The sequence below is a fragment of the Dechloromonas denitrificans genome, from assembly GCF_020510685.1.
Classification (GTDB): Bacteria; Pseudomonadota; Gammaproteobacteria; order Burkholderiales; family Rhodocyclaceae; genus Azonexus; species Azonexus denitrificans_A.
This window is the reverse complement of the sequence record NZ_CP075185.1, coordinates 4604974-4619274: the sequence shown is the minus strand read 5'-3', so window position 1 is coordinate 4619274 and position 14301 is coordinate 4604974. Positions and strand designations below refer to the sequence as shown.

Here is a 14301-nt window from a genome sequence, read left to right as displayed (position 1 = left end):
TGGTGAAGGCACTCCTCCCCGCTCAGTCAATAGATCGTACTGGCGGTTCTAATTATTTGATTTAATTGCGATTTATAACAAAATTTCGGCGGCATTCGAGCCACCGGGAAAGGCGGAATTCTACCCTTCATCCACAAAGTTATCCACAGCTGTGCGAAATAATTGATCTTGACAGCAGACCCTCAATCAGGGTGTAATCACGTGTTTTTCTTAGCACATCAAGGGATTACAACATGAAACGCACGTATCAACCGTCGGTCGTGCGCCGCAAGCGCACCCATGGCTTCCTGGTCCGTATGCGCACCAAGGGTGGCCGTGCAGTTATTGCTGCTCGCCGCGCTAAAGGTCGCACACGTCTGGCCGTATAAGCCGGACGTTCGGCGGGGTGAATCAAGCCTTCGCCAGACGCTATCGCCTGACAAAAACGGATGAGTTCTCATCCGTTTTTGGTTTCAGGAAGGCGATTCGCGGCCAATTGCTGATGCTGCACTACCAGCCCAGATCCGAGGGACAGACCGAGGCTCGTCTCGGCGTGGTAGTCGGCAAGAAGTTGCTGAAAAGGGCTGTCGACCGCAACCGGGTCAAACGCATCGTCCGCGAGCAGTTTCGCTGTCGGCGCGCCGGACTTCCAGCTTATGATCTGGTCGTTCGACTGGCAGCAAAACCGGTTCCGCTTGACGGCGGAGTACTTGCCGGCGATTTTGTCGCCCTGCTGGAAAAGTTGCTGCGGCCCCGGCCAAAGCGGCATGAATGATGAAACGCCTGTTGATCGGACTGCTTCGCGTCTATCAATATGCGATCAGTCCCTGGTTGGGGCGACGCTGTCGTTATTTTCCGAGTTGTTCGGAATACGCGGTGGAAGCTGTACAAAAACACGGTGCCATCAAGGGTGGCTGGTTGGGCGCCAAGCGCGTCTGCCGCTGTCACCCATGGCATCCCGGCGGGTACGATCCAGTACCCTGATTTGAGCATGTTTATTTGGTAGGCCGTACATGGACACTCGTCGCCTGATTCTGGTTTTGATCTTCACCTTCTCCAGCTTCATGCTGTGGGAAAACTGGCAGAAGTACAACCAGCCCAAGCCCGTAACGGAAGCCGTGACGGCGAATGTGGCCGGCACCGGTGCGCCCAAGCCAACGGCTAATCTGCAAGCCCCCGGAGCTGCCGCTTCGGTTGTGCCGGCGACGGCGACCGTGCCTTCAGCCGAAACGTTCTCGATCAGCACGGATCTGGTCAAGGCCACGATCTCTGCCCAAGGCGGCGATCTGGTTCGCCTTGAACTGCTCAAGTACAAGGAACACGACAACAAGGACAAGACTTTTGTCCTGCTCGACGCCAAGCATCAATATTTCGCGCAGAGCGGCCTGATCGGCGAAGGCTTGCCGACGCACCGTTCGACTTTCAAGCGTGTCGACGGTCCGAGCGAGCTGGCCGAAGGCGCCAACGAACTCAAGGTGCGTCTCGAAGCGGTCGGTCAGAATGGCGTCAAGGCGACCAAGATCCTGACTTTCAAGCGGGGGTCCTATCTGATCGATGTCGCCTGGGAAATTGCCAACGGCAGCGACAAGCCGGTCGCCGCGCACGCCTATTTCCAGTTGCAGCGTGATGATGTGGCCCCGGAAGGCGAGACCAAGATGGTTTCGACCTTTACCGGCCCGGCGGTTTATACCGACGCCGACAAATATCAGAAGGTCAGCTACGAAGACATCGCCAAGGACAAGGCCAAGTTTGCCAAGACGGCCGACAATGGCTGGCTGGCCATGGTTCAGCATTATTTCGTCACGGCCCTGGTTCCACAGGACAAGACCCAGCGCGAGTTCTACATGCGCAAGGCGGAAGGGACCAATGCTTTCCAGGCCGGTCTGATTGTTCCGGTTGGCGAAATTGCCCCCGGCGCCAAGGGTGACGCGGCCGTCAGCTTCTTCGCCGGTCCGCAGGAACAGGCAGCTTTGAAGCAGATCGCTCCGGGTCTCGAATTGGTAGTCGATTACGGCTGGCTGACCGTGGTTGCCGCGCCGATCTTCTGGGCCTTGCAGGCGATTCACAGTCTGGTCGGCAACTGGGGCTGGGCGATCGTCGTATTGACCATCATCATCAAGGCCATTTTCTTCCCGCTCTCCGCCGCTTCCTACAAGTCGATGGCCAAGATGCGCATCCTGACGCCGCGCCTGACCCAGCTGAAGGAACGTTTCGGCGACGACAAGCAGCGGCTGAATCAGGAAATGATGAAGATGTACCAGACCGAGAAGGTCAATCCGCTCGGCGGCTGCCTGCCGATTGTGATCCAGATCCCGGTCTTCATTTCGCTCTACTGGGTGCTTCTCGGCGCCGTTGAAATGCGCGATGCGCCGTGGATCCTGTGGATCAAGGATCTCGCTTCGGCCGACCCGTACTACATCCTGCCGGTGATCATGATGGCCTCGATGTTCGTCCAGACCAAACTCAACCCGACGCCGCCGGACCCGATCCAAGCCAAGGTGATGATGGCCATGCCGCTGATCTTCGGCTTCATGTTCTTCTGGTTCCCGGCCGGTCTGGTGCTGTACTGGGTGGTCAACAACGTGCTGTCGATTGCCCAGCAATGGCAGATCACCCGGATGATCGAAAAAGGCGGCAAGGCTGCCAACGATGCCAAGGCTTAAGGTGTGACCTCCGGCACCATTGCCGCCATCGCTACGGCCCCCGGCCGTGGCGGTGTCGGCGTCATCCGCATCTCGGGCAGCAATTTGCTGCCCTTTGCTTATGCACTGACCGGCAAGACACCCAAGCCGCGTTACGCCACGCTGGCCGATTTCAAGTCGGCCGATGGCCAGACCATCGACAGTGGCCTGCTGCTTTACTTTCCCGATCCCCATTCATTCACCGGCGAGGATGTCCTCGAACTGCAGGGACATGGCGGCCCGGTGGTCATGCAGATGCTGCTCGCCCGCTGTCTCGACCTTGGCGCCCGCCTGGCGGAACCCGGCGAGTTCAGCCGGCGCGCCTTCCTCAACGGCAAGCTCGATCTGGCCCAGGCCGAAGCGGTCGCCGACCTGATCGATGCTTCGACAGCGAGCGCCGCGCGCTCGGCCATCCGTTCGCTGCAGGGTGAATTCTCCAAGGCAATCCACAGCCTGACCGACGAATTGATCAACCTGCGCATGCTGGTCGAAGCGACGCTCGATTTTCCCGAAGAAGACATCGATTTCCTGAAGGCCGCCAATGCCTTCGGCCGCCTCGAAAACCTCCAGCGCAAGCTGGCTGAGACCTTCGACCGGGCCGGCCAGGGCAAGCTGCTGCAATCGGGCCTGCACGTCGTGCTGGCGGGCCAGCCGAACGTCGGCAAGTCCTCGCTGCTCAACCGGCTGGCCGGCGACGATCTGGCCATCGTCACGGCGATTGCCGGGACGACGCGCGATGCCTTGCGGTCGACCATCCAGATCGAGGGAATTCCACTGCACATCATCGATACCGCCGGCCTGCGCGAAACCGATGACGAAGTCGAAAAAATCGGTATCGAACGCACCTGGCGGGAAATCGAACGGGCCGACGTCGTACTGCTGCTGGTCGATGCGCGCAGCGGAACCGGCGAAGCCGACCGCGAGATCCTCGACCGGCTGCCAGCCCAGCTCAAACGCATTACGGTCTATAACAAGATCGACCTCGCCGGTACGCCAGCCGAACGGCATGTCGAACCCGACAGCACGGCCATCTCACTGTCCGCCCGCTCCGGAGAGGGTATCGAGCTGCTGCGCCAAGAGTTGTTGCGGATCGCCGGCTGGCATCAGACGGAAGATGTCTTCATCGCCCGCGAACGCCATCTGCGCGCATTGGCCGATGCCCAGCAACACATTGCCGCGGCGCGCCAGGTTGTCGAAAGCGCCCTCCCGGCTCTTGAACTGTTCGCCGAGGAACTCCGCCTGGCCCAACAGGCGCTTGGCCTGATCACCGGCGAATTCAGTGCCGACGATCTGCTCGGCGTCATCTTCAGCCGCTTCTGCATCGGCAAATAACGCGCTTGGCAGGCCCCGAATAGGCACCCGAGAATCGTTGGTGATAAGGCTGTGGATAAACTGTCGGCCGTTTGTGGATCAAACGAGTGTTCAAGCTTTCCTGAAAAACGATCCCCTTTTCATCCACAAGTCATTCAGAGGCTTTTGAAGACCAAATTTTCAGCGTAACAGATTGTATAAAAAGTTATTTTTTTACTTATCCACAGAACTATTGCTGAGTTATTCCTTATAGTCGTTTTATATATGATTCTTATTGAAAAACAAACAAGCAAGAACTTGCGGCTGATCGCCGCCAGAAAACCTTGATGGAAATCTTCACACCGGAACTGCTGGTGCTAATTTTTGCGGCTTTCATGGCCGGCAGCATCGATGCGGTAGTGGGTGGTGGTGGCCTGATCCAGATCCCGGCACTGTTTGCCATCTATCCCGGCGAATCCGCGGCAACGCTGTTTGGTACCAATAAATGCGCCAGCGTCGTCGGTACCGCCAATGCCACCTGGCGCTACGCCCGGCAGGTAAAGATGCCATGGCGGACCATCCTGCCGGCAGCGCTCGCCGCTTTTGCCTTTTCCTACCTGGGTGCGGCGGCGGTCGCCTGGTTGCCGAAAGATGCGGTGCGTCCGCTGATCCTGCTGCTGTTGGTGATTGCGGCGGTATACACGCTGAAAAACAAGGATTTCGGGCAGGTTCACCGACTGACGCATGCCGGCCATCGCGAACTTGTCTATGCGGTGTTGCTGGGTGGCGTGATCGGTTTCTATGACGGCTTTTTCGGACCGGGGACCGGCAGTTTTCTTATCTTCCTGTTCGTCCGCTTCTTTGGTTTCGACTTCCTGCACGCCTCGGCTGGCGCCAAGGTGGTCAATGTCGCCACCAATCTGGCGGCCCTCGCCTATTTTGTTCCGAACGGCTTTGTCCTGCCTTTGCTGGCGCTGTTGATGGCGCTCGCCAATGTCAGCGGCTCGGTGGCCGGAACCTGGCTGGCCTTGCGGCATGGCAGTGGTTTTGTGCGCAAGGTCTTTCTGGCGATGGTTGGCATTCTGATCGTCAAATTTGCCTGGGATACCTATAGGCTTTTGTAATACTTTTCCCGGAACTGATGGTGGCTGGTGTTTTCAAATAAAATCCGGCCACTTCGACAGAGGAAAAGTTCATGCGCATCACGCTCGTACACCCCGCTGGCTTCAATTTTGTTCCGGGGCAACCGGATTTTTCGGTACTGGCTAACCGCATGCCGCCAATCGGCATCATGCAACTGGCTTCCTGGCTGGAAAAATTCGGCCACAACGTCGCCCTACACGATTGCCTCGGTCCTTATTCGCCACCCGGCATCGCCGAGAATGCCGAGATCGTGCTGGCCAGCGATCCCGAAATGGTCGGTTTTTCGGCGACCACTTCTGGTTTCATGGATGCCTTCGAAATCGCCGCCTATATCCGCGAGCGCCGGCCGGAAATCAAGATTGTTTTCGGCAATGTTCATGTTTCCTCGCTGGGCGCGCCGATCCTCGAACACTTTCCGGAAATCGACTATCTGGTCATCGGCGAAGGCGAAGGCGCGATGCTGGAACTGGCTGACGGTAAACCGCTGAAAGAGATCGGCAATCTGATCTATCGCGACGAGGCAGGCAAGATCCGCGTCAATCCGCGCCGCGACCGCATCCTCGATCTCGACGAACTGCCCTTTCCCGCCTACGAAAAACTGGCCGGCTTCCCGCACGCCTACCATCTGCCGCTGTTTGCCTACGAAAAGCGCTACGGGGCGACGATGATCACTTCGCGCGGCTGCCCCTACACCTGTTCGTTCTGCGACCGGACGGTGTTCGAGCGGCTGTACAAGACCAATTCGGCGCAATACACCTACGACCACATGAAGTACCTGCGCGATAACTTCGGGGTCTATCACATCAACATGTACGACGACCTGTTCACCGCCAAGAAGCAGCGCGTCATGGACTTGTGCGAGTTGCTGATCGAAAAGCCGCTCGGCATCCAGTGGAATTGCGCCATCCGCACCGGCCATACCTCGGACGAAATGCTCGCCAAGCTCAAGCAGGCGGGTGTGCTGATGGTTTCGATGGGCGTCGAATCGGCCGATCCGGCAATGATGGAACGCCACAAGGCCGGCGTCACGCTCGACGCCGTGCGCGACACGGTGCGGCAGATCCACGCGGCCGGGATGCGCGCCAAGGGCCTGTTCATTTTCGGGATGCCCGGCGAGACGCCGGAAACCGTCAGGACGACCAGCGATTTCATCCTGTCGCTGGAACTCGACGAGATGAACATGACCAAGTTCAGTCCGCTGCACGGCGCGCCGATCTGGGACGAGTGCGTCAGCGGCGAATCCGGCGATTTCATCGAGGATTGGCGCCTGATGAACTGTCTGAATTTCGTTTTCCTGCCGCATGGTTTTTCATCGCGCGAGGAAATGGACGCGCTGTACAACTGGCACGTCAAACGCTTCTACGACAGCAAGGGCTATCGCCACCGCTTCGCCAAGCGCTTGTGGGCCCATCGCTGGAGCTTGTGGCACGTACTCAAGCACCTGCCGGAGACCATTGCCGCCGCGCGCTACTTCAGTGCCAACAAGGAGCAGCTCGAAAAGGCCAAGCGCGAATTTGCACTGCATCCCCGTCAGCCGATCGGCATCAAGCCTTTCCTCAGCCCGGAATTGCAGGTCGATAACATCGTCTCAATGTCGCCGATCAAAATTTCACGGCGCGAGGCAATGAAAACCGTGCTGCAGGTGATGGAAGAATCGACCGCCTGTTGTACGCCGTCGAGCTTGCAAGCAGCGGTATAATCGCCGCCCGGGGGAGGTTGACCATGAAAAAATACCGCATTTTTGGCCAATTTCGGTTGTTGACTGCAGTCGCGCTGCTTGCTTCGCTGACCGCCTGCGGGGGTTCCGGCAGCAAGCCGGAAGACAGCAAACCGCTTGCCCCGGCCAAAAACGAATCCGTCGTCCGTAGCGGTTATGCCTGCTGTAACCTGCATTACGAAGGCGACTGGATTAGTGATTCAAATCTCGCCCAGTTGGCGTTCATTCCGGTGGGTACGCCGATCAGCGTCAAGAAGATCGACGGATATCGTGCCTATATCGAGGTCAATGGCAAGGCGATGCGCCTGGGCCATGACTATGGCCGGGCCGAGGAAAGCACCGAGCAGTGGGTGAACAAGGTGGTCGTGCAGGAAGACCCGAAGCTGAAGATTGCCAAGTTTGCGCCGGCGGTTCGCAACGCCATCGCCAAGGGGCAGTTGATGAAGGGGATGAGCAAGGAACAGGTGATCATGGCGGTCGGTCATCCGCAGACCAATGAAAACCCGAAGCTGGACGGGCCATATTGGCGTTACTGGTGGTCGAGTTTCGGCCCCTATTACGTGTATTGGTCAGGCAACAAGGTAAGCAAGATCGACGGCCATTCGGAAACGGTTGGCTACATGACCTATAAAGGCAAATAATTCTTCGCCGCCACAGAGAAATTGACAGGCTTGAACCAATGGAACAGCAAGCGAAGGAAATCGAACGTCGGGAATGTGATGTTCTGGTAATCGGCGGCGGCCCGGCCGGAACGACCATAGCGCCGTTGCTGGCGGCCAAGGGTTATCGCGTCGTGCTGCTGGAAAAGGCCCGGCACCCGCGTTTTCATATCGGCGAATCCTTGTTGCCGGCCAACCTGCCGCTCTTCGAGCGGATGGGGGTGGCTGAAGAAATCAAGGCGATCGGCATGGAAAAATGGGGCGCCGAGTTCGTTTCGCCGCACCATGAGATGGCGCAGTGCTTCCATTTTGCGGATGCCTGGGACAAGACGATGCCCTATGCCTATCAGGTCAAGCGCGCCGAATTCGATACCATCCTGCTGCGCAATGCCGAGAAGAAGGGCGTTGAGGTACATGAATGCTGCAAGGCGAAGACGGTCGATTTTCTGCCTGATAACAGCGGCGCGGTGATCAAGGCGCAACACGACGATGGTCGCGAGTTTGCGTGGCAGGCCCGCTTCGTCGTCGATGCTTCCGGGCGTGACACTTTTCTCGCCAACCGCTTCCAGATCAAGCACCGCAACCCGAAACACAACAGTTCGGCGATTTACGGCCATTTCTCCGGAGCCAAGCGTCACGACGGGCAGGCCGCCGGCAACATCACCATTTTCTGGTTTGAACACGGCTGGTTCTGGTTCATCCCGATGATGGACGATGTCACCAGCATCGGCATGGTGACTTGGCCGTATTACATGAAGACCATTGGCGAGCGGAACATCGAGCAGTTCCTGATCGACGGCATTGCCATGTGTCCGGCCCTGGCCGAGCGTTTGAAGGACGCCAAACTGGTCAACAAGGTCGAGGCGACCGGCAATTTCTCCTATGTCTCCGAGCGCAACCACGGTCAGAACTATCTGCTGCTCGGCGATGCCTATGCCTTCATCGATCCGGTATTTTCTTCCGGCGTGCTGCTCGCTATGAACAGCGGCGTACTCGGCGCCGAGGCCATCGATACTTGCCTGAGCAAGCCGGCCCAGGCGGCCGCTGCGCTGAAGCGTTTCGATGCGTTGATGAAGCACGGCCCGAAGGAATTTTCCTGGTTCATCTATCGGGTGACCAATCCGATCATGCGCGACTTCTTCATGTTTCCGAAGAACATCTTCCGCGTCAAGGAAGCCCTGCTGTCGGTGCTGGCCGGCGATATTTTCGGCAAGACGCCGATCTGGCGTTCGATCTGGATGTTCAAACTGCTTTATTACATCGCCAATATCATTCAGCCAAAGCGCGCTTTCATGGGCTGGAAACGTCGCCACTTCAATATTCGTCCGGTCGAAGTTCCGCCCGTCTATAACGCTTAGTGAATTTGCCATTGATTTCTCAGGTTTTCTCCGCCCGGCTTGCCGACCTCGTTTCACGTGAAACGGACCGTGTGCTGGGCGGCGCCATGCTTGGCGATCAACCCGGCGCCAGCTTGCCCGAGTGGCCGGTGCAGCGCATTGTTGCCCCCTTGCTCGGGGCCACCGGCCCGGTCATCCATGAAACCTGGCTGGCCGGCCAAGCCGTGCTTACCGGCAACAGCGAAGGCATCGCCTGGTGTCGGGCTGGCCAGTTGCTCTACGGGGTAATCGATCTCGACGAGGCCGATTTCACTGCGACGCCGGGCTGTTCGGCGCTGCAGGCGGCGAGTCAGGAAGCCTACCGGCGCATTTTTCGCCTGCTCGATGCGAAGAACTTGCCGCATCTCTGGCGGGTCTGGAACTACCTCGCTGCGATCAATCGAGAAACCGACGGCCTGGAACGCTATCGCCAGTTCAATATCGGCCGCCAGGATGCCTTTCTCGAATTCCGGCGCGGCGCCACCGGCAATGTGCCGGCCGCCTGCGCCATCGGCCTGACCGGCGGGCCGCTGTCGATCGCCTTCATGGCCGGCGACCAACCGGCCGTCGCCGTCGAGAACCCGCGCCAGGTCAGTGCCTACGACTACCCGGCCGACTACGGCCCGCGCAGCCCGACGTTTTCGCGCGCCGCACTGGTCTATCCGCCGGGCCAGGAAATCCTGTTCATTTCCGGTACGGCGAGTATCGTCGGCCACCTGACGGTGCATCCGGGCGATGTCGCCGGGCAGTGCCGGGAGGCGTTGGCCAATGTCGCCGCAGTGCTCGGCGAAGCCAATCGTCAGGCCCGTTCGACGTCTTACGCCTTGCCCGAGCTGTCCTATCGGGTTTACGTTCGCCATGCCGCCGATTTTCCACTGGTTCGCGAAACGCTGGCCGGCTTGATCGGCGGGACAGCCGAAATCGTATATGTGCAGGCGGATATCTGCCGGCACGATCTGTTACTGGAAATCGAGGCACTGGCCTCGCACGCGCTGGGGAATTGCTGATGGCCACCTCGATCAAAATCCGGATTGCCCGTCTCGCCACCGTCGGCCTCGCTGCTGTCGCGCTGGTCGCGCAGGCCGCCGAGGAAAGGCCGCTGTGGGAGATCGGTGTCGGCGTGGCGGCATTCAGTTTTCCGTCGTACCGGGGTTCCGACCAGACCAACAATTTTCTGATGCCGGTACCGCACTTCACCTATAACGGCGACTTCTTCAAGGCCGACCGGCACGGTATTCGCGGCAGCATTTTCGATTCCGAGCGGGTCGATCTGACGCTCAGCCTGGCGCTCTCGCCACCGGCGCCGAGCGACGACATCAAGGCGCGCAACAACATGTCGGATCTTGAAGCGACCTTCGAAATCGGGCCGCAGCTCGATCTCACTTTCTGGCGTTCGGAAAACCGGGCACGTTTCGTCAAGCTGCTGCTGCCCTTGCGCGCGGCCTTCACCGTCGAAGGTTCGCCGAAGGATATCGGCTGGGTTTTTCATCCCAAGCTGAACATGGACATCACCGATCTGCCGAACATGCCGGGCTGGAATCTCGGCATGCTGGCCGGGCCGCTGTTCGGCGACAAGCGCCAGCACGCCTACTACTACTCGGTGGCGCCGCAGTTTGCGACGGCCAGCCGGCCGGCCTACGAAGCCACTTCGGGCTACGCCGGGATGCAGTATCTGGTGGCCTTGTCGAAGCGCTTCCCGAAATACTGGGTCGGCAGCTTTATCCGCTACGACAACCTGAGCGGTTCGACCTTCGCGGATAGCCCGCTGGTTCGGCAAAAGGATTATTTCGCCGCCGGCCTGGCCATCACCTGGGTGCTCGGTGAGTCGTCGACCCGTGTGTTGGTGAATGACTGATCGGCAGCACGCGGGTAATCCGCTGTGGATTGCCTACGAATACGCCGCAATGGTCATCGGCTTCACTTCGATGTCCCTGATCAGCCTGGCCTGGATACCGTTCGCGCTGGTTTTTTCGGCGCTGCTGCCGCGGCGCATCGGGCAGCGCTGGGGCCGCTACATGATCATGGATGCCTTCCGCACCACGCTGCACCTCGTTTCGCTGCTCTTTCCCTGTCGTTTCGATCTCTCCGAACTCGATCAACTGCGTCACCAGGGCCCGTTGATCCTGGCTGCCAACCACCCTTCCCGGCTTGATGCGGTGCTCATCGTCTCGCGCCTGCCCAATGTCGTCTGCGTCGCCAAGGCGATCTTGCTCGACAATCTCCTGTTCGGGGCCGGAGCGCGGCTGGCGCGTTATATCCGCAACAGTTCGCCGCTGGAAATGATCCTCAGCGCCCGCGAGGAGTTGCAGGGCGGCGCCCAGTTGCTGATCTTTCCCGAGGGCACCCGCACCGTGAATTTTCCCGTCGATCGGTGCACCTCCGCCACTGGACTGATCGCGACGCGAACCGGCATTCCGGTGCAGACCTTGATCATCGAGTTCTCCTCGCCCTATCTCGGCAAAGCGTGGCCGCTGTTCAAGGCGCCGCGTTTGCCGCTGCACTGCCGCATCCGGCTGGGGCGGCGGTTCGCGCCGCCGGCCAATGTCGAGGCATTTACCGGCGAACTCGAAGCCTATTTCCGCGCGGAACAGGCATCCGCTTCCCCATCCACCGTCGCTCACTGAAGCAAAGCAATGCCGGAACTTTCCGCTACCCACCTCGTGCTGATTCCCAGCTACAACCCCGGTCCCAAGGTCCTCGCCACGGTGCGGGCCGCCCTCGCCCAGTGGACGCCGGTCTGGGTCGTCGTCGACGGCAGCACCGATGGCAGCACCGAGCGTCTGCAGGCCTTGGCGAGCGAAATGCCGGGTTTGAAAGTGATCGTCCTGCCGGTCAATCGCGGCAAGGGTTCGGCCGTGCTGGCCGGCCTCACCGAGGCCGAAGCCGCCGGATACACGCACGTGCTGACGATGGATTCGGATGGCCAGCATCCGGCCGAGCTGATTCCCGCCTTCATGGCCGCTTCGCAGGCCCGACCGGAAACCATGGTTCTCGGCAAGCCGGTGTTCGCCGCCGATGCCCCGGCCCTGCGCGTCAATGGCCGCAAGGTCTCGAACGGCTGGGCCAATCTGGAAACCCTGTGGATGGGAATCGGCGATTCGCTGTACGGCTTTCGCGTCTATCCGATCGCTCCGTTGCGGCGGATCATGCAGGCCAACCGCTGGATGCGCCGTTTCGATTTCGACCCGGAAGCGGTCGTTCGCCTGTGCTGGGCCGGTGTCCGGCCGGTCAATATCGCGGCGCCGGTGCGCTATTTCCGGGCCGACGAAGGCGGCGTCTCGCATTTTCGCTATCTGCGCGACAACACCTTGCTGAGCTGGATGCACACCCGGCTCTTTCTTGGCTTCCTGATTCGCCTGCCACGGCTGATCTGGCGCCACCTGTCATCACCCAACTGAATGCGACATCGACTCCATGACTGAAGCCGCCACCCCTACCGCCGCGATGAAGGCCGATCCGCGCCTGGAAAGCTATTTTGCCGGCGAGGAGGAGCGGCGCACCGTGACCCGCGCCATGTTCGACCAGGCGGCCGGGGGCTACGACAAGGCCGAGCGGATCACGGCCCTGGGCAGCGGCGCCTGGTATCGGCGCGATGTGTTGCGGCGCAATGGCCTGCGCCGCGGCATGACCTTGCTCGATGTGGCGGCCGGGACCGGCCTGGTGGCCAGCGCGGGCCAGCAGCTGATCGGTCCGGAGGGCCGCTTGCTGGCGCTCGATCCGTCGCCCGGCATGCTCGCCGAACTGCGCAAGAAACTCGATGTCGAGACCATCGAGGCCTACGCCGAGTCGATTCCGCTGCCCGACAAGTATGTCGATTTCGTGTCGATGGGCTACGCCCTGCGCCATGTCGGCGATCTCGATCTGGCCTTCGGCGAATACCAGCGCGTGCTGCGGCCGGGCGGTCGCGTCTGCATCATGGAAATCAGCCGGCCAGCCAGCCGACTCGGCCAGTTCCTGCTGCGCGCCTATATCGGTGTGGTGGTCCCCTTCCTCGCCCGCCTGACCGGCAGCCACGCCGACGTCAAACTGCTGTGGCAATACTACGGCGACACCATCGAGGTCGCCCTCGAGTCCGAACACATTCTTGACGCCATGCGCCGGGCGGGTTTTGTCGATGTCGAGTGCTCGATTACCTTCGGCGTCTTTCGCGAGTATCTCGGGCGCAAGCCCTGAGAATCTTTGCCACTTTCGGGCGCTTGCCGCTAGCATGCGCATTTCCGAACAGCTGATTAGCGTCAAGGCCTTACGATGAATACGACCGAGATATTCCTGATTGCGATGAGCATCATCTTCACCGTGCCGTACCTGATCTGGCGCCTGGGGAAAACCGATTATTACGCGCCGCTCGTCGTCGTCCAGATCATCACCGGCATCCTGCTTGGGCCAGGCATCCTCGGCCGGATCTTTCCCGACTACTACAGCTTCGTGTTCACGCCGGCCGTCATCCAGTCGCTGAATGGCATTGCCTGGTGGGCGGTGATGCTGTTCGTGATGATCGCCGGCATCGAGCTCGACCTGAAAAAAGCCTGGGCGCATCGCCGCGAGAGTTCGATCACCGCCGGCCTGGCGCTCGGCACACCGCTGCTCTTCGGCTGCGGCGCGGCCGCCGTACTGCTGCTCGGTGACGGCTGGATGGGGCCGCGGGCGATGACCTGGCAGTTCGTGCTCGGCGTCGGCATGGCCTGCGCGGTGACCGCGCTGCCGATCCTGATCCTGCTGATGGAAAAACTGGAAATCCTGCGCCAGCCGATCGGCCAGCGCATCCTGCGCTACGCCAGCCTCGACGACATCGCGATCTGGGGCGTCCTGGCGCTGATCCTGATGGACTGGCAGCGGGTCGGCAAGCAGGCCGCCTTCCTGATCGCCTTCGCCGTCGTCGGCTATATTTTCCGCCAGGTGATGATCCGCCTGGCCGAGCGCGACCGCTGGTACGTCGCCCTGATCTGGCTGGCCGTCTGTGCCTTCGGCGCCGACTGGGCCGGCCTGCATTTCATGGTCGGCGCCTTCCTGGCCGGCGCGATCATCGAGGCCGAATGGTTCGATCAGGAAAAAATGGACCTGCTGCGCCACCACGTGCTGCTGGTCATCATGCCGGTCTTCTTCCTGAGTACCGGGCTGCGCACCAACTGGGCGCTCGGTGGCGAGACGGTGTTCATTGCCGCCGCCCTGCTATTGGTTGCCTCGATCACCGGCAAGCTGATCGGCGTGCGGCTGGCCGGCCGGATCCTCAACTGGGCGCCCGGCGAGGCGAGCATCATCGGCTGGCTGCTGCAGACCAAGGCGCTGATCATGATCATCTTCGTCAATATCCTGCTCGACAAACAGATCATCACCAGCGAGGCCTTTACTGCGCTGCTGCTGATGGCGGTGGTCAGCACCATGCTCACCGTGCCGCTGGTGGCGCCCAAACTGGCGCGCATCAAGGAACTGATTTTCCGCACCAGCTAATGCAAGCC

15 protein-coding genes are annotated in these 14301 nt (G+C 60.3%); all 15 read left to right on the top strand.

All coding sequences use genetic code 11. From position 1 onward, the window contains the following. Positions 1-233: 233 nt before the first annotated feature. Positions 234-368, top strand: a complete 135-nt coding sequence (gene rpmH / locus KI611_RS22065; protein ID WP_011289924.1) for a 50S ribosomal protein L34 — start codon at positions 234-236, stop codon at positions 366-368. Positions 369-385: 17 nt separating this feature from the next. Further along, the gene (gene rnpA / locus KI611_RS22060; RefSeq protein WP_226417797.1) at positions 386-754 is read left to right on the top strand and encodes a ribonuclease P protein component; all 369 of its coding nucleotides are present in this window, start codon (positions 386-388) and stop codon (positions 752-754) included. Continuing rightward, a complete protein-coding gene (gene yidD / locus KI611_RS22055) occupies positions 754-963 on the top strand; it encodes a membrane protein insertion efficiency factor YidD (protein WP_226419964.1) in 210 nt (69 codons plus the stop codon). Before rnpA ends, yidD begins: the two co-directional genes overlap by 1 nt. 29 nt (positions 964-992) lie before the next feature. Further along, entirely contained in the window at positions 993-2642 is a 1650-nt protein-coding gene (yidC, locus tag KI611_RS22050; RefSeq protein ID WP_226417796.1) for a membrane protein insertase YidC, read from the top strand. Positions 2643-2645: 3 nt separating this feature from the next. Continuing rightward, positions 2646-3992 carry a tRNA uridine-5-carboxymethylaminomethyl(34) synthesis GTPase MnmE gene (gene mnmE, locus KI611_RS22045; RefSeq protein ID WP_226417795.1) on the top strand — a complete coding sequence of 449 codons (1347 nt, stop codon included), beginning with the start codon at positions 2646-2648 and terminating at the stop codon, positions 3990-3992. Positions 3993-4297: 305 nt separating this feature from the next. Beyond that, positions 4298-5074 (top strand): sulfite exporter TauE/SafE family protein, encoded by a 777-nt coding sequence (locus KI611_RS22040; RefSeq protein WP_226417794.1) that lies wholly within the window; start codon positions 4298-4300, stop codon positions 5072-5074. A gap of 71 nt (positions 5075-5145) precedes the next feature. After that, positions 5146-6792, top strand: coding sequence for a B12-binding domain-containing radical SAM protein (locus tag KI611_RS22035; RefSeq protein WP_226417793.1), 1647 nt, complete (start codon positions 5146-5148; stop codon positions 6790-6792). A gap of 23 nt (positions 6793-6815) precedes the next feature. Continuing rightward, the gene (locus KI611_RS22030; protein ID WP_226417792.1) at positions 6816-7451 is read left to right on the top strand and encodes a hypothetical protein; all 636 of its coding nucleotides are present in this window, start codon (positions 6816-6818) and stop codon (positions 7449-7451) included. Between the two features lie 38 nt (positions 7452-7489). Continuing rightward, on the top strand, positions 7490-8827 hold the full coding sequence (locus tag KI611_RS22025) for an NAD(P)/FAD-dependent oxidoreductase (protein ID WP_226417791.1): 1338 nt from the start codon (positions 7490-7492) through the stop codon (positions 8825-8827). An 11-nt stretch (positions 8828-8838) separates the two neighbouring features. Continuing rightward, positions 8839-9852, top strand: a complete 1014-nt coding sequence (locus KI611_RS22020) for a hypothetical protein (protein ID WP_226417790.1) — start codon at positions 8839-8841, stop codon at positions 9850-9852. Continuing rightward, positions 9852-10700: a MipA/OmpV family protein gene (locus tag KI611_RS22015; RefSeq protein WP_226417789.1), complete on the top strand. Its 849-nt coding sequence runs from the start codon at positions 9852-9854 to the stop codon at positions 10698-10700. The genes KI611_RS22020 and KI611_RS22015 overlap by 1 nt, the downstream gene beginning before the upstream one ends. Then, positions 10693-11469: a lysophospholipid acyltransferase family protein gene (locus tag KI611_RS22010; RefSeq protein WP_226417788.1), complete on the top strand. Its 777-nt coding sequence runs from the start codon at positions 10693-10695 to the stop codon at positions 11467-11469. The genes KI611_RS22015 and KI611_RS22010 overlap by 8 nt, the downstream gene beginning before the upstream one ends. Positions 11470-11478: 9 nt before the next feature. Further along, entirely contained in the window at positions 11479-12243 is a 765-nt protein-coding gene (locus KI611_RS22005) for a glycosyltransferase family 2 protein (RefSeq protein ID WP_226417787.1), read from the top strand. A 16-nt stretch (positions 12244-12259) separates the two neighbouring features. Beyond that, a complete protein-coding gene (locus KI611_RS22000) occupies positions 12260-13018 on the top strand; it encodes a class I SAM-dependent methyltransferase (RefSeq protein ID WP_226417786.1) in 759 nt (252 codons plus the stop codon). A gap of 75 nt (positions 13019-13093) precedes the next feature. Next, positions 13094-14293, top strand: a complete 1200-nt coding sequence (locus KI611_RS21995) for a cation:proton antiporter (RefSeq protein ID WP_226417785.1) — start codon at positions 13094-13096, stop codon at positions 14291-14293. The last annotated feature ends 8 nt before the right edge of the window (positions 14294-14301 follow it).